At 55.9% G+C, this 23053-nt stretch carries 20 protein-coding genes and 1 tRNA gene; 14 read left to right on the top strand and 7 right to left on the bottom strand.

All coding sequences use genetic code 11. The features are described 5' to 3' along the window. Positions 1-188 precede the first annotated feature (188 nt). Genes PGQ95_RS14850 through yejF form a run of 5 tightly spaced genes read left to right on the top strand, consistent with a single transcriptional unit; the run spans position 189 to position 7334 of the window. Complete coding sequence (locus PGQ95_RS14850; protein WP_430918535.1) at positions 189-1751, top strand: cyclic di-GMP phosphodiesterase; 1563 nt, start codon at positions 189-191, stop codon at positions 1749-1751. 57 nt (positions 1752-1808) lie between these two features. Continuing rightward, positions 1809-3614, top strand: a complete 1806-nt coding sequence (locus PGQ95_RS14845; protein ID WP_430918533.1) for an extracellular solute-binding protein — start codon at positions 1809-1811, stop codon at positions 3612-3614. Between the two features lie 9 nt (positions 3615-3623). Then, positions 3624-4718, top strand: a complete 1095-nt coding sequence (locus tag PGQ95_RS14840; RefSeq protein ID WP_020078276.1) for a microcin C ABC transporter permease YejB — start codon at positions 3624-3626, stop codon at positions 4716-4718. Then, entirely contained in the window at positions 4718-5743 is a 1026-nt protein-coding gene (locus tag PGQ95_RS14835) for a microcin C ABC transporter permease (protein ID WP_047043209.1), read from the top strand. Before PGQ95_RS14840 ends, PGQ95_RS14835 begins: the two co-directional genes overlap by 1 nt. 1 nt (position 5744) lies before the next feature. Next, positions 5745-7334 (top strand): microcin C ABC transporter ATP-binding protein YejF, encoded by a 1590-nt coding sequence (gene yejF / locus PGQ95_RS14830; protein WP_113374350.1) that lies wholly within the window; start codon positions 5745-5747, stop codon positions 7332-7334. A 3-nt stretch (positions 7335-7337) separates the two neighbouring features. On the opposite strand, the gene PGQ95_RS14825 is transcribed toward yejF, so the two are convergent. From PGQ95_RS14825 to rsuA, 3 genes are all read right to left on the bottom strand, one after another. Then, positions 7338-7682 (bottom strand): YejG family protein, encoded by a 345-nt coding sequence (locus PGQ95_RS14825; RefSeq protein ID WP_015365678.1) that lies wholly within the window; start codon positions 7680-7682, stop codon positions 7338-7340. A 331-nt stretch (positions 7683-8013) separates the two neighbouring features. Continuing rightward, entirely contained in the window at positions 8014-9210 is a 1197-nt protein-coding gene (locus tag PGQ95_RS14820; RefSeq protein WP_087860143.1) for a Bcr/CflA family multidrug efflux MFS transporter, read from the bottom strand. Next, on the bottom strand, positions 9207-9926 hold the full coding sequence (gene rsuA, locus PGQ95_RS14815) for a 16S rRNA pseudouridine(516) synthase RsuA (protein WP_047043216.1): 720 nt from the start codon (positions 9924-9926) through the stop codon (positions 9207-9209). Before rsuA ends, PGQ95_RS14820 begins: the two co-directional genes overlap by 4 nt. A 148-nt stretch (positions 9927-10074) precedes the next feature. Here rsuA and PGQ95_RS14810 point away from each other — a divergent pair, with 148 nt between their 5' ends. Next, positions 10075-11832, top strand: coding sequence for a DEAD/DEAH box helicase (locus PGQ95_RS14810; RefSeq protein WP_430918530.1), 1758 nt, complete (start codon positions 10075-10077; stop codon positions 11830-11832). 136 nt (positions 11833-11968) lie between these two features. Beyond that, complete coding sequence (gene rplY, locus PGQ95_RS14805) at positions 11969-12253, top strand: 50S ribosomal protein L25 (RefSeq protein ID WP_015365674.1); 285 nt, start codon at positions 11969-11971, stop codon at positions 12251-12253. Positions 12254-12311: 58 nt separating this feature from the next. On the opposite strand, the gene PGQ95_RS14800 is transcribed toward rplY, so the two are convergent. Then, positions 12312-13199, bottom strand: a complete 888-nt coding sequence (locus PGQ95_RS14800) for a LysR family transcriptional regulator (protein ID WP_087860141.1) — start codon at positions 13197-13199, stop codon at positions 12312-12314. Between the two features lie 103 nt (positions 13200-13302). Here PGQ95_RS14800 and PGQ95_RS14795 point away from each other — a divergent pair, with 103 nt between their 5' ends. Further along, positions 13303-14589 (top strand): serine hydrolase domain-containing protein, encoded by a 1287-nt coding sequence (locus PGQ95_RS14795; protein ID WP_430918528.1) that lies wholly within the window; start codon positions 13303-13305, stop codon positions 14587-14589. A 20-nt stretch (positions 14590-14609) separates the two neighbouring features. On the opposite strand, the gene PGQ95_RS14790 is transcribed toward PGQ95_RS14795, so the two are convergent. Then, positions 14610-15206, bottom strand: a complete 597-nt coding sequence (locus tag PGQ95_RS14790) for an NUDIX domain-containing protein (RefSeq protein ID WP_042893832.1) — start codon at positions 15204-15206, stop codon at positions 14610-14612. An 81-nt stretch (positions 15207-15287) separates the two neighbouring features. On the opposite strand from PGQ95_RS14790, the gene PGQ95_RS14785 reads away from it, so the two are divergent. Then, positions 15288-16049, top strand: coding sequence for a DeoR/GlpR family DNA-binding transcription regulator (locus PGQ95_RS14785; RefSeq protein WP_430918526.1), 762 nt, complete (start codon positions 15288-15290; stop codon positions 16047-16049). A 39-nt stretch (positions 16050-16088) separates the two neighbouring features. Here PGQ95_RS14785 and yejK read toward each other — a convergent pair whose 3' ends face one another. Beyond that, positions 16089-17096, bottom strand: coding sequence for a nucleoid-associated protein YejK (yejK, locus tag PGQ95_RS14780; protein ID WP_015365669.1), 1008 nt, complete (start codon positions 17094-17096; stop codon positions 16089-16091). 188 nt (positions 17097-17284) lie between these two features. On the opposite strand from yejK, the gene PGQ95_RS14775 reads away from it, so the two are divergent. The 5 genes from PGQ95_RS14775 to eco all read left to right on the top strand — a co-directional run bounded on the left by PGQ95_RS14775 (position 17285) and on the right by eco (position 21358). Further along, entirely contained in the window at positions 17285-17512 is a 228-nt protein-coding gene (locus PGQ95_RS14775) for a YejL family protein (protein ID WP_045377048.1), read from the top strand. Between the two features lie 19 nt (positions 17513-17531). Next, positions 17532-19292, top strand: a complete 1761-nt coding sequence (gene yejM / locus PGQ95_RS14770) for an LPS biosynthesis-modulating metalloenzyme YejM (protein WP_087860137.1) — start codon at positions 17532-17534, stop codon at positions 19290-19292. 76 nt (positions 19293-19368) lie between these two features. Next, positions 19369-19445 (top strand) — tRNA-Pro (locus PGQ95_RS14765). 182 nt (positions 19446-19627) lie between these two features. Further along, positions 19628-20737: an AI-2E family transporter gene (locus PGQ95_RS14760; RefSeq protein ID WP_045391382.1), complete on the top strand. Its 1110-nt coding sequence runs from the start codon at positions 19628-19630 to the stop codon at positions 20735-20737. A gap of 129 nt (positions 20738-20866) precedes the next feature. Continuing rightward, positions 20867-21358 (top strand): serine protease inhibitor ecotin, encoded by a 492-nt coding sequence (gene eco, locus PGQ95_RS14755; protein ID WP_087860136.1) that lies wholly within the window; start codon positions 20867-20869, stop codon positions 21356-21358. A gap of 46 nt (positions 21359-21404) precedes the next feature. Here eco and mqo read toward each other — a convergent pair whose 3' ends face one another. Next, the gene (gene mqo / locus PGQ95_RS14750) at positions 21405-23039 is read right to left on the bottom strand and encodes a malate dehydrogenase (quinone) (RefSeq protein WP_047043232.1); all 1635 of its coding nucleotides are present in this window, start codon (positions 23037-23039) and stop codon (positions 21405-21407) included. Between the last annotated feature and the right edge of the window lie 14 nt (positions 23040-23053).

The raw sequence follows: 23053 nt of genomic DNA, 5'->3' as shown, positions 1-23053 counted from the left end.
TCGGTTATCCCTTGGCTGACGGTGAGAAATGAAAAAACACTGCCCCGGCAGTGTTTTTTTTGCTTTTCCGCCGATGAACTCCGCAAAATAAGCTATGTCTTTACAAGCTATGCCTTTTAAAGGAAATGGAACCATACTCTTCTGGCACCCCATTGGCATGATTCAATAATACGGACAGATTCTGGCCTATGCTAACCCGCTACTTTTCACCCCGACGTAAAATCTGGCTTACCAGTATTTGCATTGGCGTTGCCGTCGCGCTACTGGCCGGCAGCATCCAGTTTATGGTTATCTACCACAACCGCTCTGAACGTTTCGATCAGATAATCAATAACGTCAGTCACTACCTTAATAGTTATTTCGCCGATTTAAGCGAAACCATCGATGGCCTGCAGCCTCTGCTCGATCAGCCCTGCGAGCATGTTGACTCCGGACTGGCCGCCAGCGCCGCCTTTAGTCCGAACGTACGCGCCTTCCTGCTGGTGAAAAACGGTAAAGCGTTCTGTTCATCCGCCACCGGCGCAATGAACACACCGTTTAAACAATTGATACCGCAGCTTGATACAAATAAAGCCCTGGATATGGCCATCCTCCAGGGCACACCGATGATGCCGGACACCGCCGCGTTGGCAATGTGGGTGCAACGTCCCGGCGATCGAGACAGCGGCATTTTTGTATCCATCAATGCTAATCTGACGCCTTATATCCTCTATACCGCACGGCAGAATGACTTCAACGGTATTGCACTGGCCATCGGCCATACTGCAATTTCTACCTTCAGCAGCAAAATTATCGACCCGCTATCATTGCCCAATGAGCCGATACGCCAGATTCAGGTTCCGGGGCTACCGCTAAAAGTGTATCTCTTTTCCAACAGCTGGCTTGGCGAGAATACCCAGTTCGCCCTGCTGCTTGGCGTGGTATGCGGTATGCTCGCAGGCTTACTCAGCTACTACATTTTGACGATCAAATCCGATCCGCGGAAATCAATCCAGCTGGGGATCAAAAACAACCAGTTCTACGTGGTCTACCAGCCGGTGGTAAAAGCCGACACCCTGCAAATTAGCGGCGTTGAAGTGCTGATGCGTTGGCGGCATCCGGTGGTTGGCGAGATCCCGCCAGACGTCTTTATTAATCTGGCGGAAACGCAGCAAATGATCGTGCCGCTTACTCATCACCTGTTAATGTTGATCGCCCGCGACGCGCCGACTCTGCAGAGTATTTTGCCGCGCGGTACCAAGCTTGGCCTGAATATCTCGCCCACCCACCTGCATGCCGCCGATTTTCAGCAAGATATGCAACGTTTTGCCGCCGCGTTACCCGCAAACTACTTCGACGTCGTGCTGGAAATAACCGAACGCTCGATGATCGATAAAAACCAGTCGATGGCCATTTTTGAGTGGCTGCATCAGCAGGGCTTCGAAATTGCTATTGATGATTTTGGTACCGGCCACAGCGCGCTGATTTATCTGGAGCGCTATAACTTTGATTATCTGAAGATCGATCGTGGTTTTGTACAGGCGATCGGTACCGAAACCGTCACCTCTCCCGTCCTGGATGCGGTCTTAACGCTAAGCCGCCGCCTGCAGCTGAAAACCGTGGCTGAAGGCGTAGAAACGCCGGAGCAGGCGGAATGGCTGCGCGCTCACGGCGTGAAATATCTACAAGGTTACTGCTTCAGCCGCCCGCTGCCGCTGGAGAAACTGGTTGCCGCCCATGATGAGCCGGCAAATTATTTCACAAGCCGCTGAGGGTCGCTTATGATGCGAAACTACCGGGGTTAATGGTCAGAGGATGATATTCCAACTATGTTTGCGCGCATCGGCCTGCTGCTGCTGGCTTTATTTAGCCTTAGTAGCCAGGCGCAAACCATTAAAGAGAGCGAGGCGTTCGCTATTATCGGCGAGCCAAAGTATGCCGTTGACTTTCATCACTTCGATTACGTCAACCCGGACGCGCCCAAAGGCGGCAGTATCACGCTTGCCGCCATTGGCACCTTTGACAATTTCAACCGCTACGCCCTGCGCGGTAATCCCGGCGTACGTACCGATGCGCTGTATGACACTCTGTTTACCACCTCAGACGATGAACCGGGCAGCTACTACCCGCTGATTGCCGATCGCGCGCGCTTTACTGATGATTTCTCGTGGATGGAAATTACCCTCAACCCGCGAGCCCGCTTTCATGACGGTAGCCCGATTACCGCCAGCGACGTTGCTTTCACCTTCCACAAATTTATGACCGAAGGGGTGCCGCAGTTTCGTCTTATCTATAAAGGAACGACCGTCAAAGCCATCGCCCCACTGACGGTGCGCATTGAACTGGCCAAGCCGGGCAAAGAAAATATGCTCAGCCTGCTGTCGCTGCCGGTAATGCCCGCGTCATTCTGGCGCCATCATAAACTGAGCGATCCCCTTTCAACACCGCCGCTCGCCAGTGGCCCCTATCGCATCAGCAGTTGGCGGATGGGGCAATATATTGTCTATTCGCGAGTCGAGAACTACTGGGCCGCCGACCTGCCGGTGAACCGCGGACGCTGGAACTTCGACACGATTCGCTATGACTACTATCTCGACGATAACGTCGCTTTCGAAGCCTTCAAAGCCGGAGCGGTAGATATGCGCGAGGAGAGTTCGACAAAAAACTGGGCGACGCGCTATATCGGGCGCAACTTTAGCAACGGTTATATAGTGAAAGACGATCGCACGACTACCTCGGCAAAGGATACCCGCTGGCTGGCTTTTAATACTCAGCGCCCGGTCTTTGCCGACCGCCAGGTGCGTGAAGCCATCACCCTTGCATTTGATTTCGAATGGATGAATAAGGCGCTGTTTTACGGCGCCTACAGTCGGCCAAACAGTTACTTTCAGAATACAGAATATGCCGCTCGTGATTACCCGAAGGCCGATGAACTCACTTTGCTGGCGCCGTTGAAAAAAGATTTGCCGCCAGAGGTCTTTACCCGGATTTATCAGCCGCCCGTTTCCAACGGCGATGGTTTCGATCGCGCCAATTTACTTAAAGCAGATGCCCTGTTGAACCAGGCGGGATGGGTGCTAAAAAATCGTCAGCGCGTTAATGCCAAAACCGGCAAACCGCTGCGTTTTGAGCTGCTGCTCGCCTCCGGCGGCAACGTCAGTTGGGTATTACCGTTCCAGCATAATTTGCAGCGTTTAGGCGTGACGATGGATATCCGTCAGGTGGATAACTCCCAGGCCAACAGCCGACTGCGGAGCCGCGATTACGACATGATGCCCTCACTGTGGCGCGCCACCGCCTGGCCAGATACGGGTTTACAGGTTTCGTGGGCCTCGGACTATATTAACTCCAGCTATAACGCGCCGGGAGTGCAGAACCCGGCGGTCGACGCGTTGATTGCGCAGATCGTGCGCTGGCAGGGCAACAAACAGAAGCTTCTGCCGCTGGGCCGCGCGCTCGACCGGGTGCTGACCTGGAACTATTACATGCTGCCGATGTGGTATATGGCGCAGGACAGGACGGCCTACTGGAATAAGTTCTCCTTCCCGCAAACTCGCCCAACCTACTCCTCCGGTTTTGATGGCTGGTGGTACGATGTTAACAAAGCCGCCAGGCTTCCCGCGGACCGACGTTAAGGATTTAAGATGGGCGCCTACCTGCTCCGCCGACTATTACTGGTGATCCCGACGCTCTGGGCCATCATCACCATCAATTTTTTTATCGTGCAGATTGCGCCAGGCGGTCCGGTCGATCAGGCGATCGCCGCCGTGGAGTTCGGCGACCGCAGCGGGTTGCCCGGCGCAGGAGATAGCGGTATGGGCGCCAGCCATGCGCGTACCGGCGTCGGCAATATCAGTGAAGGCCATTATCGCGGCGGACGTGGGCTCGATCCGGAAGTGATTGCCGAAATCACCCACCGCTACGGCTTCGATAAACCGATTCACGAACGCTACTTTAAGATGCTCGGCGACTATCTGCGTTTTGATTTTGGCGATAGCCTGTTTCGCAGCGCCTCGGTGCTGCAGTTAATTAAAGACAGCCTGCCGGTATCTATTACCCTCGGCCTGTGGAGCACGCTGATTATCTACCTGGTGTCGATACCGCTGGGGATCCGTAAAGCCGTCAGTAACGGCAGCCATTTCGACGTCTGGAGCAGCACATTTATCATCATCGGTTACGCCATCCCGGCATTTCTGTTCGCGATATTACTGATCGTGATCTTCGCCGGCGGCAGCTATTTCGATCTTTTTCCGCTGCGCGGCCTGGTCTCCGCTAATTTTGATAGCCTGCCGTGGTATCAGAAGATCGCCGACTATCTCTGGCATATCACCTTACCGGTGCTGGCGACGGTGATCGGCGGTTTCGCCGCCCTGACGATGCTGACTAAAAACAGTTTCCTTGATGAGATCCGCAAGCAGTATGTGGTGACGGCCCGCGCTAAAGGCGTCGGGGAAAAACAGATCCTGTGGAAACACGTTTTCCGCAACGCCATGCTGCTGGTGATTGCCGGTTTTCCCGCCACTTTTATCAGCATGTTCTTTACCGGTTCGCTGCTGATTGAGGTGATGTTCTCGCTCAATGGTCTTGGGCTGCTCGGCTACGAAGCCACCGTGTCGCGTGATTACCCGGTGATGTTCGGCACTCTGTATATCTTCACGTTAATCGGCCTGTTATTAAACATTGTCAGCGACATCAGCTATACGCTGGTCGATCCGCGTATCGATTTCGAGGGCCGCTAATGTCATTTCTCTCCCCCGTTAATCAGGCTCGCTGGGCGCGTTTTCGCCACAATCGCCGCGGCTACTGGTCGCTATGGATCTTCCTGGCGCTGTTTATTTGTAGCCTGTGCGCCGAGCTTATCGCCAACGATAAGCCACTGCTGGTGCAGTATCGCGGCAGTTTGTACGTACCGGCGCTGAAAACCTATAGCGAAACAACCTTCGGCGGTGATTTTGCCACCGCCGCCGACTATCAGGATCCCTGGCTGCAAAAACGGCTGGCGGAAAACGGCTGGGTGCTGTGGGCTCCGGTACGTTTCGGCGCCACCAGCATCAATTTCGCCACCGACAGCCCCTTCCCTTCGCCGCCGTCCCGGCACAACTGGCTGGGTACCGACGCTAACGGCGGCGATGTATTCGCGCGGATCCTCTATGGCGCGCGGATCTCATTATTATTCGGCCTGCTGCTGACGCTCTTTTCCAGCGTGCTTGGCGTACTTGCCGGGGCGCTACAGGGCTATTACGGCGGGAAGCTCGACCTGTGGGGGCAGCGTTTTATCGAAGTATGGTCCGGAATGCCGACGCTATTTTTAATTATTCTGCTCTCAAGCGTGGTGCAACCTGATTTCTGGTGGCTGCTGGCGATCACCGTTTTATTTGGCTGGATGACGCTGGTCGGGGTGGTTCGCGCCGAATTCCTGCGCACTCGTAACTACGATTATATTCGCGCCGCACAGGCGCTGGGGGTCAGCGATCGCCATATTATCCTGCGCCATATGCTGCCGAATGCGATGGTCGCCACCCTCACCTTCCTGCCGTTTATTTTGTGCAGTTCGATAACCACTCTGACCTCGCTCGATTTTCTCGGCTTTGGCCTGCCGCTAGGTTCGCCGTCGCTGGGCGAACTGCTACTGCAGGGGAAAAATAACCTGCAGGCACCGTGGCTGGGGATGGCGGCATTTTTGTCGGTGGCGGTGCTGCTGACGCTGCTGATTTTCATTGGCGAAGCGGTCCGCGACGCCTTCGATCCGAGTAAGGCGGTATAACATGAGCCAGCCGTTATTAGACATTGACGACCTCTCTATCGCCTTCCGCCAGCAGGGAGCAAGCCAGACGGTCGTCAGCAACCTGACGCTGCGGATTGCAGCAGGTGAAACGCTGGCGTTGGTCGGCGAATCAGGCTCCGGCAAGAGCGTCTCCGCGCTGTCGGTGCTGCGCCTCCTGCCCTCGCCGCCGGTCAGCTATCCCAGCGGCGATATTCGCTTTCACGGTCAATCATTGCTGCACGCCGATGAACGAACCCTGCGCGGGATCCGCGGCAACCGCATCGCGATGATTTTCCAGGAGCCGATGGTGTCGCTCAATCCGCTGCATAATCTGGAGAAACAGCTGTACGAGGTGCTCTCGCTGCACCGCGGCATGCGCAAAGAGGCGGCGCGCGGCGAAATCCTCGACTGTCTGGATCGGGTTGGCATCCGTAACGCTTCACGGCGGCTTGCCGACTATCCGCACCAGCTTTCCGGCGGCGAACGCCAACGGGTAATGATCGCCATGGCGCTGCTGACGCGCCCGGAGCTGCTCATTGCCGATGAACCGACCACCGCGCTGGACGTCTCGGTACAGGCGCAGATTCTGCAACTGCTGCGCGAACTGAAGCATGAGCTCAACATGGGGATGTTGTTCATCACCCACAATCTGAGTATTGTCCGCCAGCTTGCCGACCGGGTGGCGGTGATGCAAAACGGCCGCTGCGTCGAACAAAACGGCTGCCGGGAGCTGTTTCAGGCGCCCGCGCATCCGTATACCCGCCGCCTGTTGGATAGCGAACCGACCGGCAAACCGGTGCCGCTGCCCGCCGACGCGCCCATCCTACTACAGGCCCGCGATCTCAATGTCGCCTTCCCTATCCGCAAAGGGATCCTGCGCCGGGTGGTCGATCACAATCGGGTGGTCAACCACCTGACTTTTACCTTGCGGGCCGGAGAAACGCTGGGGCTGGTGGGAGAGTCGGGTTCCGGAAAAAGCACCACCGGCCTGGCGCTGCTGCGGCTGATTAACTCCAGCGGAGAAATGCAGTTTGCCGGCGAGTCGATCCAGGGGCGAAATCGCCGCCAAATGCTGCCGCTGCGCCGACGCATTCAGGTCGTCTTTCAGGATCCGAATTCCTCGCTCAACCCGCGCCTGAGCGCCCTGCAGATTATCGAGGAAGGATTACGCGTTCACCAGCCGACGCTGACGCCCGCGGAACGTGAACACGCGGTAATTCAGGTGATGCAAGAAGTGGGACTCGACCCCGCGACGCGACAGCGCTATCCGGCGGAATTCTCTGGCGGCCAGCGCCAGCGTATTGCCATTGCCCGGGCGCTGATCGTCAAACCGCAGCTGATTGTGTTAGATGAACCGACTTCATCGCTGGATAAAACCGTGCAGGCGCAGATCCTGGCGCTGCTGAAGACGCTACAGCAAAAGCATCAGCTGGCCTATCTGTTTATCAGCCATGATTTACGTGTTGTGCGGACGCTCTGTCATCAGGTGATAGTGCTGCGGCAGGGAGAAGTCGTCGAGCAGGGTGAATGCGAGCGCGTATTTACGGCACCGCGTCAGGAGTACACCCGCCAGCTGCTGGCGTTAAGCTGACGGTCAGAAGGGGTTGTTGCCAGAAAAAGGTTCGGCAATGGCCACGCCGAAATTTTTCAGACGACAGGTAGCGGCAAACTCATCCTGCATATTAACGAACAGGCACGGCTCGCCTTCACACTCGAGAATGGAACAATCCACTTCGATGTCGCTCAGCGCCTGGCTCAGCGTGCGCATCACCGGCCACGCTTTCTCGCCGTCCGGGCTGAGCAATTTTAATGCCACCAGGCTATTTTCGCCCTCAGCGCCGTTTTGCGGAATCGGTTCAACTCTTGAACCCGCAAAACCGGCCAGCCAGCGATAGCTCTGCGGCAGTCGGTGTACGATAGAGAGTTGCTGTGTATTCACTTGGTTTCCCCGGAAGCAAAAGGCTTCACAATAAATTTACATCAATATTAACACATTGTTGACAAATAGTCCTGCAACAGCTTAGAAAACGCTTACACCCGCATCGGGCCAGGGCTAACAGCTTATTATCCAGAACTTTATAGTTGCCTTGCGGAAACAGTTCGCGGCTATATGTACCCGTTTCTGTGATCCAAAACAACTTTTTTATCGCAACATTGCGACTTTTTACACTAATTGATTTTACATAAAAGAAACAAATAGCTAAACAGGGAAGCCGATTTCGGTTGATATGTATCAAAAAAGGGGCGGAAATCGCCCCTGAAAATGTGACTTAATGTGCGACTTTTCGTCGCCGGCTGGCGTACAGATAGAAGAGAATGGAGCTCGCGGCGCAAAAAGCGATAGAAATCAGCATCGGCCAGGCGGTGGTAAAGGTGGCCATCGACAGCAACGCGCCGATAATCGCGCCAATCCCAAAACGAAATGTTCCGGCCAACGACGATGCGGTTCCCGCCATATGCGGAAACTCGTCGAGGATCACCGCCATGGCGTTAGAGGAGACCATTGATACGCAGCCGACGAACGCCGCCACGCCCACCACCAGCGACCAGAAACCAACATCAAGTAGCGCGCACACCACCATCCACACCGCCATCGCCAGCTGGATCCACAGCCCGGCGCGGAACATGTTCAATGCGCCGACCCGGCGAACAAAGCGGCTGTTAATGATGGTCATGATGAACAGGAACACGATATTCAGCGCAAAATAGTAGCCAAAGTGCTGCGGCGACACGTGATTAATGTTGATGTAGACGAATGGACCCGCGCTGAGGAATGAAAACATGCCGGCGAAACTAAAGCCGCTGGCCAGCATATAGCTGAGCACCCGCTTGTGGCGGAATAAGGTGGCGAAGTTGCCAAGCGTGGTGCGAATATGAAATTTCTGCCGCCTTTCTACCGGCAGCGTCTCGCTAATAAAGAAAGCGATCATCGCCGATGCCAGCAGCGCAGCCAGCGCCAGGATCCAGAAAATCGCGTGCCAGCTGAACCACACCAGTACCGCGCCGCCGACCATCGGCGCCACCAGCGGCGCAATGGTGGTGACCAGCATGACAAACGACATCATGCGCGAGAACTCTTCTTTCGGGTAGATATCGCGCATCAGGGCGTTGATCACCACGCTGGCCGCCGCGGCCGCCAGGCCGTGGAAGAAACGCATAGTAATCAGCATCTCGATGGTCTGCGACAACGCGCAGGCCACCGCCGCCGCGGCGAATATCAGCGTCCCGCCGAGGATCACCGGTTTACGGCCAACGCTGTCGGCCATCGGCCCGTATAGCAACTGCCCCAGCGCAAAGCCCAGAATATAGGTACTGAGCGTCATTTGCGCGCTGCCGTCCGGCACGTTGAACTGCGACGAGATGACCGGCAGCGCCGGCAGATACATATCAATCGACAGCGGCATTAACATGGCCAACAGACCAAGAATAAACACAATCCCCAATGAAGAATTCTGCTTTGTCGTCACGTTTTACTCCGTGCTTGTGGGGCGCCAACGCTGGCGATTTCGTCCGCCGTCAGCGGACGGTATTCACCGGGCTCCAGCGACGCATCGAGGGTAATGTCGCCGATACGCTCGCGATGTAATCCCACGACGTGGTTACCCACCGCCGCGAACATGCGTTTTACCTGGTGGTAGCGGCCTTCGCTGATGGTCAGGCGCACTTCTGTCGGAGTGATGACTTCGAGGACAGCAGGTTTGGTGAGATCTTTTTCATTATGCAGCTGCACGCCTTTGGCAAACTGCTCGGCGACGCCCTCTTCCAGCGGGTTTTCCAGCTCCACCAGATAGGTTTTTTCGCAGTGATGGCGCGGCGAAGTAATGCGATGTGACCACTGCCCATCATCGGTCATCAGTACCAGACCGGTGGTGTCGATATCCAGACGCCCGGCGGCGTGCAGCTTATGGGCAACCGGCTCATCGAGGAAATAGAGGACCGTTGGATGATCGGGATCGTCTGTTGAACAGACATAACCCTGCGGCTTGTTGAGCATAAAGTAACGGGGGCCGTGCTGCTGGGTCAGCGTATTGCCGTCATATTCCACCTCGTGCTCCGGCTGGAGCTTAAAAGAGGCATCTTTCACAATGTCGCCGTCCACGGTAACGCGGCTACCGCGGATTTCACGCCCGGCAATAGCACGGCTGACGCCAAGCTGCTGAGCGATAAACTTATCAAGTCGCATGAGATTTTTTTAGCCTGTAATAATGCTGGAGCGGGCAATTCGCCCGAAAAAGAAGAATTCCATTGGTTAGTATAACGGGCTCTTAACACCACTCAAGGGAAAAGATTCATGGCATACTATTTGCGAGTTAATTAACCCCCGAGAATTGATGACTTTTACACTACGCCCCTATCAAAAAGAGGCGGTCGATGCCACGCTTGCCTGGTTCCGCCGCCATCACGAACCTGCCGCCATCGTGCTGCCGACCGGTGCCGGTAAAAGTCTGGTGATCGCCGAACTGGCGCGGCTGGCGCGCGGACGCGTATTGGTTCTGGCCCATGTTAAAGAACTGGTGGCGCAGAATCACAGTAAATACTGTGCGCTTGGGCTGGAAGCGGATATTTTCGCCGCCGGTCTGCAGCGTAAAGAGAGCCAGGGAAAGGTGGTCTTCGGCAGCGTGCAGTCGGTGGCGCGTAATCTTGAGCAGTTTCAAAGCGAATTCTCCTTACTGATCGTCGATGAATGCCACCGTATCAGCGACGATGACGACAGCCAGTATCAGCAAATCATCAGCCACCTACGACAGGTGAACCCACAGCTCAGGCTGCTCGGCCTGACCGCGACCCCCTTTCGCCTGGGTAAGGGTTGGATCTATCAGTTCCACTATCACGGTATGGTACGCGGCGACCAGAAAGCGCTGTTCCGCGATTGCATCTACGAGCTGCCGCTGCGTTATATGATTAAGCACGGCTACCTGACGCCGCCTGAACGCCTCGATATGCCGGTGGTACAGTACGATTTCAGCCGCCTGCAGGCGCAGAGCAATGGCCTGTTCAGCGAAGCTGACCTTAACCACGAGCTGAAAAAACAGCAGCGCATCACGCCACATATCGTTAGCCAAATCGTTGAGTTTGCCGAAAGCCGTAAAGGCGTGATGATCTTCGCCGCGACCGTCGAGCATGCGCGGGAAATTACCGGCCTGCTGCCGCCCACGCAGGCGGCGCTGATTACCGGCGAAACGCCGGGGCCGGAGCGCGATCGCATCATCGAAGCTTTTAAAGCGCAGCAGTATCGCTATCTGGTGAATGTCGCGGTACTGACCACCGGCTTTGACGCGCCGCACGTCGATCTTATCGCGATTCTTCGGCCAACCGAGTCGGTAAGCCTTTACCAACAAATTGTTGGCCGCGGCCTACGTCTGGCGCCGGGCAAAACCGACTGTCTGATCCTCGACTATGCCGGTAATCCTCACGACCTGTACGCGCCGGAAGTCGGCACGCCAAAAGGCAAAAGCGATAATGTCCCGGTGCAGGTCTTCTGCCCGGCCTGCGGTTTCGCCAATACTTTTTGGGGGAAAACCACCGCCGACGGCACGTTGATTGAGCATTTTGGCCGCCGCTGCCAGGGCTGGTTCGAAGACGATGACGGCCACCGCGAACAGTGCGACTTCCGCTTTCGTTTTAAAAACTGCCCGCAGTGCAACGCCGAGAATGACATTGCCGCCCGCCGCTGTCGCGAGTGCGATACTGTACTGGTCGACCCGGACGACATGCTGAAGGCGGCGCTGAAGCTTAAAGACGCGCTGGTGTTGCGCTGCAGCGGCATGGCGCTTCAACATGGCAGCGACGAAAAAGGCCCGTGGCTAAAAATCACCTATTACGATGAGGACGGCGCCGATGTCAGTGAGCGCTTCCGTTTACAAACGCCCGCGCAGCGTACCGCTTTTGAGCAGTTGTTTATCCGCCCGCATACCCGTACGCCGGGCGTGCCGCTGCGCTGGATAACCCCGGCGGATATCATTGCCCAGCAGGCGCTACTGCGAAATCCAGACTTTGTCGTCGCCCGTATGAAGGGGCAATACTGGCAGGTGCGGGAAAAAGTGTTCGATTATCAGGGCCGTTTCCGTCGCGCCAATGAGCTACGTTAATCCGCCAAAAACTGAGGTTTTGATTGCCGCTGTGTCGATAGGCGGCTATAATGCCGCCCGCTTTTGCATTCGCAAAGCAGATAATCTGCCTGCTGCTGGGTCGCCTGTTGCAGGCTTTATATATAGAGAGACATCAATGTTTACTATCAACGCAGAAGTACGTAAAGAGCAGGGTAAGGGTGCGAGCCGCCGCCTGCGCGCAGCTAACAAGTTCCCGGCAATCATCTACGGTGGCGAAGCTGCTCCGGTTGCTATCGAACTGGACCACGACAAACTGTGGAACATGCAGGACAAAGCTGAGTTCTACGGCGAAGTTCTGACCCTGGTTGTCGATGGCAAAGAAGAAAAAGTTAAAGTTCAGGCTGTTCAGCGTCACGCGTTCAAGCCGAAACTGACCCACATCGACTTCGTTCGCGCTTAATCGCCGATAGCAAGTTGTATGGCAAACGCCCTGGTGTCTTCTGACCCGGGGCGTTTTGTTATCTGCGCCGCCATAGCCCTGGCGCGTCATCAACTATCTCTCCCAGCGCGCGGTGTTTATTCATTCCCGGCAACCACAGCATCACCATGGTAACGTTAAGCCCCTGATTACCAACCTCGGTGGCAATTTCAGCAACCCCCTGCCACTCGTCGGGCTGTAAATGATCGGGTAAAAACCCCCAGCCCTGCCCCTGCTCCATTGCGTGGCGCAACATGGTGATTTCATTCATATACAGCGTATGGCCGGATATCTGCAGCCGGCGGGCGATTTGATCGTCGCTGCGCCGGTGCATCACTAACTGCGGGGTGAGCGATAAATTCAGCAACGTCAGCGGCCTTGCGGCCTCAGCGAACAATCGCTGCGCGGCGTAAAAGCGTAAATCAACGGTACCCAGCGCCCGCCACTCCATTTCGCTACCCAGCGTACGATTATTCGCTTGGCAAATGGCCATATCCGCGACGCCATCGCCCAACGCCTGTTCGGCTTCGCGACGCGAGGCGCTCCAGCAGCTTAAACGGATCTGCCGCCGGGCAAGCGTATCGGCCAGCAAACAGAGGAATTCACGCGGCACGAAGGGATCGTACACCAGGCGTAACTCCTGCCAGGCCGTTTGCGGCAGCGTTTGCGCAAAAGACTCGAAAGCCTGCGCCTGACGCAACAACAAATGCGCCTGGCGAAAAAGCTGCTCGCCCTCGGCGGTTAAAGTCAGGCTACGCCCTTCACGGCTGAATAGCCGGTAGCCCAAGGCATCTTCCAGGTAATCCAGCAGATCGCGAAGCGTCGTACGGTCTTTCCCTAAACGGATCGCCGCCCGCGACAGGCTGCCGGTCTCAGCAATTGTCGCGAAGGCTTCAATCTGTGCAAAAGAATACTGCAGGGTTTTCATCCTTCTCTCCCTTTCGGGGGAAAATCCCCCACATGGTGATTTTAGCCACCGCGCGCCGATTTATATACTGCGATGCGAATCTATGGCAAACGAGGAAATGAAAATGATAAGAAAACCACTGGTCCTGGCGTTAATTTTGGCGGCGCTGCCGGCGGCGGCAATGGCGCAAAACTGCGGTGGCCTGATGCTGGATGTCTGCCCCACGCCTTACGATCAAACGCTACCCGCGGCCAAAGACATGCTCACCTGGGATCAGGCGTCACGCGTCGTTGGCTTTCGTAATGACTATCGCAACTATGCTGGCGACGTTTTCCGTCACGGCGCATCGGTCCCGCTGGAGCGCGCTAAAAAGCAGCTGACCGATGCCCGCTACACGCTCAACGGCCATACCTGGAATTTGCAGGATTACCTGAAGCGCGAAAACGTCAGCGGTATGCTGGTGCTGAAAGAGGGTAAAGTCGCCTGGAAATATCTCGCCGAAAGTAATACCGACACCACGCTGTGGACCTCGCGCTCGGTGGGCAAATCGGTCGTCTCGACGCTGGTCGGTATCGCCATCCAACAGGGTAAAATCCACTCCCTCGATGACCTGATTACCGTTTATGAACCCGAACTGAAAGGCACCGCCTGGGACGGCGTGACGCTCAAGCAGCTCATTCAACATACCAGCGGCGTGGAATGGAATGAAGATTACACCAATCCACAGTCGCACTTCGCCCGCCTGACCCAGTGTGAAGCGCAGCCCGGCGCCTATGATTGCGTGCGTAAAATTGTGTCGACGCTATCGCGCAAACACCCGGCAGGCGAGCAGTGGTCCTACTCTTCCGGCGGCGCCTGGCTGCTGGGCGATGTGCTGGAGCGCGCGACCGGTATGTCGCTGGCCGCCTGGCTTGAACAATCATTGTGGCAGCCTGCGGGCATGGCCCACGATGGCGTATGGCATGCTTACAAAAAAGGTCAACATGATGTCGGCGCCCACGGCTTTAACGCCACCCTCGAAGACTGGGGTCGCTTTGGCGAGTTTGTCGCCCGCGATGGCCGCCTGAGCAACGGTAAACAGCTGGTGCCCGCAGGCTGGTTCGATCAAGCCGCAAGCTGGACAAAAGCGCTGAACTCGGTTTCAGCAGCGCATCCGGAAGGTATCTACGGCTATCAATGGTGGAATAACGCTATTCCGGCCAATGCGCAAAACGTACAGCCAACGCCGAAGGAAGGGCTGAAAGGCTCGCTGTGGGCGCTGGGGATCTACGGCCAGGTGATTATGGTGAACCGTGCGGAACATCTGGTGATCGTGCAGTGGTCAACCTGGCCACAGGCGGAACCGTCCTTTAACGCACAGCCGCTGGAAGCGGCGCTGATGTACAGCGCCATTGCCCGCGAATTGCGCTAATCTTGCCGGCTCCTTGCCGCTTAACCGGCAAGGAGCGTATCGGCATTTAACGCCAGATGCTGCAGCAGCATAATGGTTTTCGCATCCACGATTTCACCATCGCGAATTGCCTGTAACGCCCGCGCCAGCGGCCACTCCAGCACTTCAATATCCTCTCCTTCCGCCGCCAGCCCGCCGCCATCGCCACGGCGATCGTCCGCGGAGTATTCGGCAATAAAGAAGTACAGCTTCTCGGTAACCGACCCCGGGCTCATAAACGCGGTGAATACCGGCTCAATGCGGGTAACGCGAAATCCGGTCTCCTCTTCCGCTTCGGCGATAATGCGCTCTTCCGGCGAGGCGTTATCCAGTAACCCCGCGGCGGCCTCAATCAGAAAGCCGTCGTGACCGTTAATCCACACCGGAAAACGAAACTGGCGGATGAGCACCACGCTCTGCTGGTGGCGGTTATAGAGCAGAATAACCGCGCCGTTGCCGCGGTCGTAGGCTTCCCGGCTCTGCTCCTGCCAGCGCCCATCCCGGCGCAACAGCTCGAAGGTATATTTTTTCAGCGTGTACCAGTTATCGGACAAGAGCGTTTCGCGAACGTGGCGAACGCGCGGTGCGTCTTCATGCATGATTTTCCCCTTCCAAGGTGACAGCGGGCAACATAACATGCATAATCGTGCACAAACAAGATCAATCGTGAAGAAAACAAAATGCTCGCCAGCCAGAGAAAACAGCACATCCTGCAGATCCTTGCTGCAGAAAAACAGGTGATGTCGGGGGAGTTAAGTCAGCGCTTTCAGGTCTCAGAAGACTCCATTCGTCGCGATCTGCGCGAACTGGCGGCGGAAGGTAAACTGCAACGGGTCCACGGCGGCGCGCTGCCGGTATCCGCCGCTATCGCGCCAATCGAAAGCAGAAAAAACGTGCAGATGGCTTCCAAACAGGCGATAGCCCGCCGGGCGGCGGCGCTTATCCAGCCAGGGCAGGTGGTCATCGTCGACGGCGGCACCACCACCACGGCGATGATCGCCGCGCTCCCCGCCGACCTTGCTTGTACCGTGGTGACGCACAGTCCAGGGATCGCCGTGGCGCTGGTCGAGCATCCGCGGATCGAGGTGATCCTGCTCGGCGGTACAATGTTTAAACATTCGGTAGTCACGGTCGGCGCCGAGACGCTAGCGGCGATGGCGCGGATTCATGCCGATCTGTTCTTTATGGGGGTGACCGGCGTGCACCCGCATGCGGGCTTTACCACCGGTGATTATGAAGAGGCGGGCATTAAGCGCGCGCTGGCGGCCAGAGCCGCAGAAACCGTGGTGATGGCCTCTGCCGAAAAAATTAATTCCGCCTCCTCGTTTGCCATCGGCGAGCTTAATCTTGCCAGCGCAGTGGTTATCGACAGCGTACTGGATGACAAGTTACGTCAGAAGCTTAAGCAAAGCGGCGTCGGGATTATTCAGGTAGAAGGTTAACCCGGCGGCATCATGTTCCGCCGGGATAATCAGCAGGGATTAATTACCGCCTGAGGTACGGCGCTGCAGCTGATCGCGCAGATTCGGCGGCGTGCCTTTAATGGTCAACGTATCCGTTGCCGGATCCCAGAATACGCGCTCGCCTAACAGCATCGCGTCAAAATTGATGGTCAAGCCGCCGCCGCTACCGGCAAATTTGGTCAGCTGGCGCAGCGTACTGCGGTCCGCCGGGAAGCTCTCCTCCAGCTCATAGCCCTGCTCAGCGGTAAACTCCTGGAAACTCTTTTCGCTGACGCCGGAGAGCTCTTTAGACAGCGACTCCAGCTCGATCTCTTCGCCCGCCTGCAGCTGTTCGTTACAGTAGGCGTACACCTGCTGGCGCACGTTCTGGCGCTCGGATTTATCCAGCTGCGCGTCAGCGGCGAAATCATCCACCGCCTGCAACAGACCGCGGTTCTGCGCTTTGGCATTGAGCCCTTCGCTGGCGCCGAGGAAGTCCATGAAGAAATCGGCGACTTTACGCCCCACCCGCCCTTTCAGGAAGGTCAGATAACGGGTCGATTCGGGATTGGTTTCCCACTCGGTCAGATCGATACGCGCCACGATGTCGGCATGGTTGATGTCCAGGTAATGGGTGGAACTGATATCCAGCTCTTCGTTAACGCGCATGCTGCTCAGATTATTGAGCACCGCCACCAGCAGATACTCGACCGCCAGGTACCGATACTGACAGAACAGCACAATGCCGCCTTCGGCAAACGGATACTTCGCCAGCTCATCGCGCAGGCGGCCGGTGGCCGCACGGCTGAAAGGAAGAAATTCTTCTTCACCCTGACGCTGTAAACGCAACGCTTGCGCCAGCTCGCTCTCTTCATTAAAGAGGCCATAGGCTTTGCTTTTTGCGCTGTAGACACGATGCAGTTCGGCCATCATCTCCACGACAGTGGCATTTGGTTCCAGCAGCGACTCGCGTAGCACCAGTTCCAGATTCTGTTCATCACGTTTGATCAACTGATGCAGGGCAATCTGGTCGATATCCAGACTCATGTTAAACTCTCCTTTTAGACCGGGCGGTATTCAACCACCACCGGGACGACGACGCAACCGGCAGACGCCTCTTTTATGCTTGAGACTCGCGTGGCCGGGCGCTTTTGCGCCGTGGCGAAAAAATGCGGAAAAAAAGCTGCTGCTACGGTAATATGTTGCCCTTTCACGAACAAACAGATTTTGAGTTTATGCCACAAATATCCCGCTATAGCGATGAACAGGTCGAGCAGCTGCTCAGCGAGCTAACGAACGTCCTGGAAACACACAAAGCGCCGGTTGACCTGTCACTGATGGTGCTGGGCAATATGGTGACCAACCTGATCAACAGTAGCGTCGCGCCGGCGCAGCGTCAGGCAATCGCCCGTTCTTTCGCCCAGGCGCTGCAATCGTCCATTAACGACGATCCCGCGCACTAAGGATAACGAACAACAGTATATGGTGACTCTTCGTCAGCCCTACCGAGAAAAAGTCTCCCAGATGGTCAGCTGGGGACACTGGTTCGCCCTGTTCAACATGTTGTTGGCAATGGCGCTCGGCAGCCGCTATCTTTTTGTCGCCGACTGGCCAACGACGCTTGCCGGGCGGGTATTCTCGTATGTCAGCCTCGTTGGTCATTTCAGTTTTCTGGTTTTCACCAGCTATGTACTGATTCTCTTCCCGCTGACCTTTATCGTCGGCTCGCAGCGACTTATGCGCTTCCTGTCGGTCATCTTCGCCACCGCCGGGATGACGCTGCTGCTGATCGATAGCGAAGTCTTCACTCGCTTCCACCTGCACTTAAACCCTGTCGTCTGGGAACTGGTGATTAACCCCGACCAGAACGAGATGGCTCGCGACTGGCAGCTGATGTTTATCAGCGTACCGATCATCTTCCTGCTTGAGATGCTCTTCGCCACCTGGAGCTGGCAAAAGCTGCGCAGCCTGACGCGCCGCCGCCACTACGCGCGCCCCGTCGCCTGGTTTTTCTTTATTTCGTTTATCAGCAGCCACCTGATTTATATCTGGGCGGATGCCAATTTCTATCGCCCGATCACCATGCAGCGGGCCAACTTACCGCTCTCTTATCCGATGACCGCTCGCCGCTTCCTTGAGAAGCACGGCCTGCTCGATGCGCAAGACTATCAGCGCCGTCTGGTTGAGCAAGGCGCGCCGGAAGCGGTCTCGGTGCAGTATCCGCTGAGCGATCTGCGCTATCGCGACCTCGGCACGGGCTACAACGTGCTGCTCATTACGGTGGATAACCTCAACTATTCACGCTTCGAAAAGAACATGCCGCAGCTGGCTGCTTTTGCGAAAGAAAGCGTCAACTTTAGCCAGCATATGAGCTCCGGTAATAGCACCGATAGCGGAATGTTCGGCCTGTTCTACGGCATATCGCCGGGTTATATGGATGGCGTGCTCTCGGCGCGGATCCCGGCGGCGCTGATTACCGCCCTCAACCAACAGGGCTACCAGTTGGGCCTGTTCTCATCGGACGGTTTCAGCAGCCCGCTTTATCGCCAGGCGCTGCTGTCGGACTTCTCGCTGCCGGCGGCTAAAACGCAGAGCGATGAACAAACGGCCGACCAATGGATCGGCTGGCTGGATCGCTACGCCCAGGATGAGAACCGCTGGTTCTCGTGGGTATCGCTGAACGGCACTAATATTGATAACAGCCAGCAGCAGAATTTTGCTCGCACCTACGGGCGCGCCGCGGGCGACGTCGATACGCAAATTGGCCGCGTGCTCGACGCGCTGCGTAAAGCGGGCAAACTGGATAATACGGTGGTGATTGTTACCGCCGGGCACGGTATGCCGCTGGATAGCAAACAGGGTAAATTCGACTGGTCACGCGGCAATCTGCAGGTACCGCTGGTTATCCACTGGCCGGGAACCCCAGCGCAGGAGATCTCAGCGCTCACGGATAACAAAGACGTGATGACGACGCTGATGCAGCGTCTGCTACACGTCTCAACGCCAGCGAATGAATATTCGCAGGGCGAAGACCTGTTTAGCCCGGCGCGCCGCCGCAGCTGGGTCACCGCCGCTAATAGCGATACACTGGCGATTACCACGCCAACGATGACCGTAGTGCTCGACCACAACGGCACCTATCACACCTGGAACAGCGATGGCGAGAAGGTGAAAGACCAAAAACCGCAGCTTAGCCTGCTGCTGCAGGTGCTGACGGATGAAAAACGCTTTATCGCTAACTGATTGATTAATTTTAAATCAATCAGTTGTCGGTCGCTTGCATTCGATGGGGGAACGGGTAATATTATCCTCCACGCGTCGGCACGTAGCGCAGCCTGGTAGCGCACCGTCATGGGGTGTCGGGGGTCGGAGGTTCAAATCCTCTCGTGCCGACCAAAAAATTTAACCGATAGGTTGCTACAACCATCGGTCCCCTTTAGAACCCGCACTCTCTCTGAGAGCGCGGGTTTTTTAATGCTTGTACTCCCCTTCCCGCTAAGACTGCGATTATCCTGATGGCAAATTGTTAAATTCCATCTATTATTCGACTGTATTCGTTATCATCTGGAGCGGACCCAATGAGAGTTAAAGGACTTCCCAAAGGATTTTTTATCCTTATTTTACTGATCGTTACCCTGGCCTTTTTTGACGTACTCTCCCCTTACTATTCCGCTATCCTGTGGGCCGCTATCCTGGCGGTGATATTTAATCCGATAAAAAACAACATCCGTACGCGCATCGGTGAACGCAACGGTATCGCGGCGCTACTGACCGTCGTCATTATCTGTCTTATTGTTTTCACCCCGTTGGCGATTATCATTTCGTCGCTAGCCTTCGAGCTGAACGTGGTCTACACCAAGCTACAGCATAATGACACCCAGTTTCCGACGGTGGTCGCCAACCTGTTTGCCCATCTCCCGAGCTGGGCCAGAAGTTTCCTCTCAGAGCACAATCTCGACAGCGCGGAACAGATTCAGCAGCAACTATCCGATGCCGCCCTGAAAGGCGGACAATATCTGGCCGGTAGCGCTTTCCTGATCGGTAAAGGGACGTTTGGCTTTACCGTCAGCTTCGGCATTATGTTATATCTGCTGTTCTTCTTGCTGAAAGATGGCCCTTATCTGGTGCTGTTAATCCTCGAATCTTTGCCGCTATCCAATTATGTCAAACAGCACCTGTTTGCCAAATTCGCCGCCGTCGCGCGGGCGACGGTTAAAGGTACCGTCGCCGTCGCGCTGGCACAGGGGGCGCTCGGCGGCTTTGCATTCTGGATCGTCGGTCTTGATGGCAGCATTCTGTGGGGCGCTTTAATGGCCTTTCTGTCACTCATCCCGGCGGTGGGCTCCGCCATTATCTGGGTGCCGGCGGCGATTTACCTGTTCGCCACCGGGCAATTGTGGCAAGGGGCGTTTATTGTCGGTTTCTTCGTCATTGTCATCGGCCTGGTGGATAACATTCTGCGTCCGCTACTGGTGGGGAAAGATACCAAAATGCCGGATTATCTGATCCTGATTGCCACCCTTGGCGGCATGGAAATCTATGGCATCAACGGCTTTGTCATCGGCCCGCTGATTGCCGCCTTGTTTATTGCCTGCTGGAACCTGTTATCGGGCCGTGAACACGCCGGGAACGCCGACTTACTGGACGAAGAGTTTATTGAAGAAGCCAAAAACAGCCGCGATGAATAGCTGACGCACGTTTCACTTTACTAGTGCATTTCACTATTCATATTGAAAATAATGGTAAATAACTCTTACCATTCAGGGCAATGATGTTAGTCTGTATTGGTTAGTAACGATAATAAAGGATGATCAACCGTGAAAAAAATCGCTACGCTTGCTGTTTCTCTGCTGGCCGTTGCCTGTGTTTCCACCAGCGCGTTAGCCGCTGAACAGCCGCTGGAGAAAATCGCCCCCTATCCGAAAGCGGAAAAAGGGATGAAGCGTCAGGTGATTCAGCTGCCGCAGCAGCAGGATGAATCCGCGTTAAAAGTTGAACTGATGATTGGCCAGACGCTAGAAGTCGACTGCAACCATCATCGCTTGGGCGGTCAACTGGAAAGTAAAACGCTGGAAGGCTGGGGCTATGACTACTATGTCTTTGATAAGCTGACGTCCCCGGTTTCCACCATGATGGCCTGCCCGGACGGTAAGAAAGAGAAGAAATTTATTACCGCGGGTCTCGGCGATGAAGGCCTGCTGCGTTACAACAGCAAGCTGCCGATCGTGGTTTATACTCCAGCCAACGTTGAAGTGAAATACCGCATCTGGAAAGCTGAAGAAACTATCGGTAATGCCGTGGAGCGTTAATCGCCAGCGGTAATACAAAACGGCAGCCCGAGGGCTGCCGTTTTTGTTATAGCGCGATATCCGCCATCGGTTTTCCGCCGGTTAGCGGCTTGAGTTCGGCCTGCGGCACGTCGTCTGCCGCGGTCGTCGGCTCATAGTGTAGCCCCAGCACTTCACTGGTCCACGCCAGCGCCTGCTCAATAGCGGCCGGATTACCATCCAGACGCATGCCGTAGCTTGGCACGATCTCTTTCATCTTTGCCTGCCAGGCTGGCGTCTGTACTTTGTCTTTGAAGACTTTCTCCAACAGCTGCACCATGATCGGCGCCGCCGTCGACGCGCCAGGAGAAGCGCCCAGTAGCGCGGCTACGGTGCCTTCATCATCGCACACTACTTCGGTGCCAAGACGCAACACGCCGCCCATTTTCTTATCACGCTTGATAATCTGTACACGCTGTCCGGCCTGCCACAGGCGCCAGTCTTCTTTACGCGCTTCCGGGTAGTACTCGCACAGCGCGGCATGACGATCTTTATCTTTCTGCAATACCTGGCTAATCAGATATTTCACCAGGTCGAAGTTATCCATCCCGACGTTAAGCATTGGCAGAATATTCGAGGTATTCGTCGAGGCCAGCAGATCCCAAAGCGAACCGTTTTTCAGGAAGCGGGTCGAGAAAGTCGCGAACGGCCCGAACAGCACCACACGTTTACCGTCGATAATACGGGTGTCGATATGCGGCACCGACATCGGCGGTGCGCCAACTTCCGCCTGGCCGTAGACTTTCGCCAGGTGATGATTAACCACTTCCGGGTTCTCACACACCAGGAACTGTCCGCCAACCGGGAAGCCCGCGTACTCTTTCGCCTGCGGAATGCCGGTTTCCTGCAGCAGCGTCAGGGCAGCGCCGCCCGCGCCAATAAAGATGAATTTGGTTTTGATCGTCCGCTTCTGGTGACGATTGTTGGCATCCGCCAGCGTCACCGTCCAGCTGTTGTCCGCATTGCGCTTAAAGCGGCGAACGACGGTACCTAACTGGAGAGAGAAATTATCATGCGTCTGTAGCCCGGCGATCAGCTGGCGAGTGATCTCGCCGTAGTTAACGTCGGTGCCCATTTCGGTACGCGTTGCCGCCACTTTTTGCTGCGGATCGCGACCTTCCATCACCAGCGGCGCCCACTCCTTAATCTGCTGATGATCTTCAGAATAACGAATACCGCGGAACAGCTCGCTCTGCTGCAGCGCCGCGTAGCGCGCGCGCAGGAAGTTAACGTTGTCTTCACCCCACACAAAGCTCATGTGCGGCACGCTGTTAATAAAGGATTTCGGCTTAGTCAGGATACCGCGGGTCACCTGATGGGCCCAAAACTGACGAGAAATATGGAAGGACTCATTGATATCGACCGCTTTGTCGATATTGATCCCATTGGCGGTTTGCGGCGTGTAGTTGAGCTCCATTAGCGCCGCATGGCCGGTACCCGCATTGTTCCAGCCGTTCGAGCTTTCCTCGGCAACGCTGGTCATCTGCTCGACCATGGTAATAGACCAATCCGGCTCCAGTTCCTGCAGCCAGGTTCCCAACGTGGCGCTCATGATACCGCCGCCAATCAACAATACATCCGTCTCTTGCTCATGGCGGGTGTTGGTCCGATTTGTATTGGAACCAACCGCCTGTGAGCTGGGTACGGCCATCTTTTTCTTCATCGGATTTGAGCCTT

This window comes from Klebsiella sp. 141240 (genome assembly GCF_050600805.1).
Taxonomy (GTDB): Bacteria; Pseudomonadota; Gammaproteobacteria; order Enterobacterales; family Enterobacteriaceae; genus Klebsiella; species Klebsiella aerogenes.
The sequence above is the reverse complement of the archived record's forward strand: the minus strand, read 5'-3'. Positions and strand labels throughout refer to the sequence as shown.

Coding starts and splice junctions, on each gene's coding strand:
- PGQ95_RS14835 (WP_047043209.1), top strand. CDS start 4,718: ATGTCATTTCTCTCCCCCGTTAATCAGGCTCGCTGGGCGCGTTTTCGC.
- yejM (WP_087860137.1), top strand. CDS start 17,532: ATGGTGACTCTTCGTCAGCCCTACCGAGAAAAAGTCTCCCAGATGGTC.
- PGQ95_RS14795 (WP_430918528.1), top strand. CDS start 13,303: ATGATAAGAAAACCACTGGTCCTGGCGTTAATTTTGGCGGCGCTGCCG.
- PGQ95_RS14790 (WP_042893832.1), bottom strand. CDS start 15,206: ATGCATGAAGACGCACCGCGCGTTCGCCACGTTCGCGAAACGCTCTTG.
- yejF (WP_113374350.1), top strand. CDS start 5,745: ATGAGCCAGCCGTTATTAGACATTGACGACCTCTCTATCGCCTTCCGC.
- rsuA (WP_047043216.1), bottom strand. CDS start 9,926: ATGCGACTTGATAAGTTTATCGCTCAGCAGCTTGGCGTCAGCCGTGCT.
- PGQ95_RS14845 (WP_430918533.1), top strand. CDS start 1,809: ATGTTTGCGCGCATCGGCCTGCTGCTGCTGGCTTTATTTAGCCTTAGT.
- yejK (WP_015365669.1), bottom strand. CDS start 17,096: ATGAGTCTGGATATCGACCAGATTGCCCTGCATCAGTTGATCAAACGT.
- PGQ95_RS14810 (WP_430918530.1), top strand. CDS start 10,075: ATGACTTTTACACTACGCCCCTATCAAAAAGAGGCGGTCGATGCCACG.
- PGQ95_RS14800 (WP_087860141.1), bottom strand. CDS start 13,199: ATGAAAACCCTGCAGTATTCTTTTGCACAGATTGAAGCCTTCGCGACA.
- PGQ95_RS14850 (WP_430918535.1), top strand. CDS start 189: ATGCTAACCCGCTACTTTTCACCCCGACGTAAAATCTGGCTTACCAGT.
- PGQ95_RS14775 (WP_045377048.1), top strand. CDS start 17,285: ATGCCACAAATATCCCGCTATAGCGATGAACAGGTCGAGCAGCTGCTC.
- rplY (WP_015365674.1), top strand. CDS start 11,969: ATGTTTACTATCAACGCAGAAGTACGTAAAGAGCAGGGTAAGGGTGCG.
- PGQ95_RS14785 (WP_430918526.1), top strand. CDS start 15,288: ATGCTCGCCAGCCAGAGAAAACAGCACATCCTGCAGATCCTTGCTGCA.
- mqo (WP_047043232.1), bottom strand. CDS start 23,039: ATGAAGAAAAAGATGGCCGTACCCAGCTCACAGGCGGTTGGTTCCAAT.
- PGQ95_RS14840 (WP_020078276.1), top strand. CDS start 3,624: ATGGGCGCCTACCTGCTCCGCCGACTATTACTGGTGATCCCGACGCTC.
- PGQ95_RS14760 (WP_045391382.1), top strand. CDS start 19,628: ATGAGAGTTAAAGGACTTCCCAAAGGATTTTTTATCCTTATTTTACTG.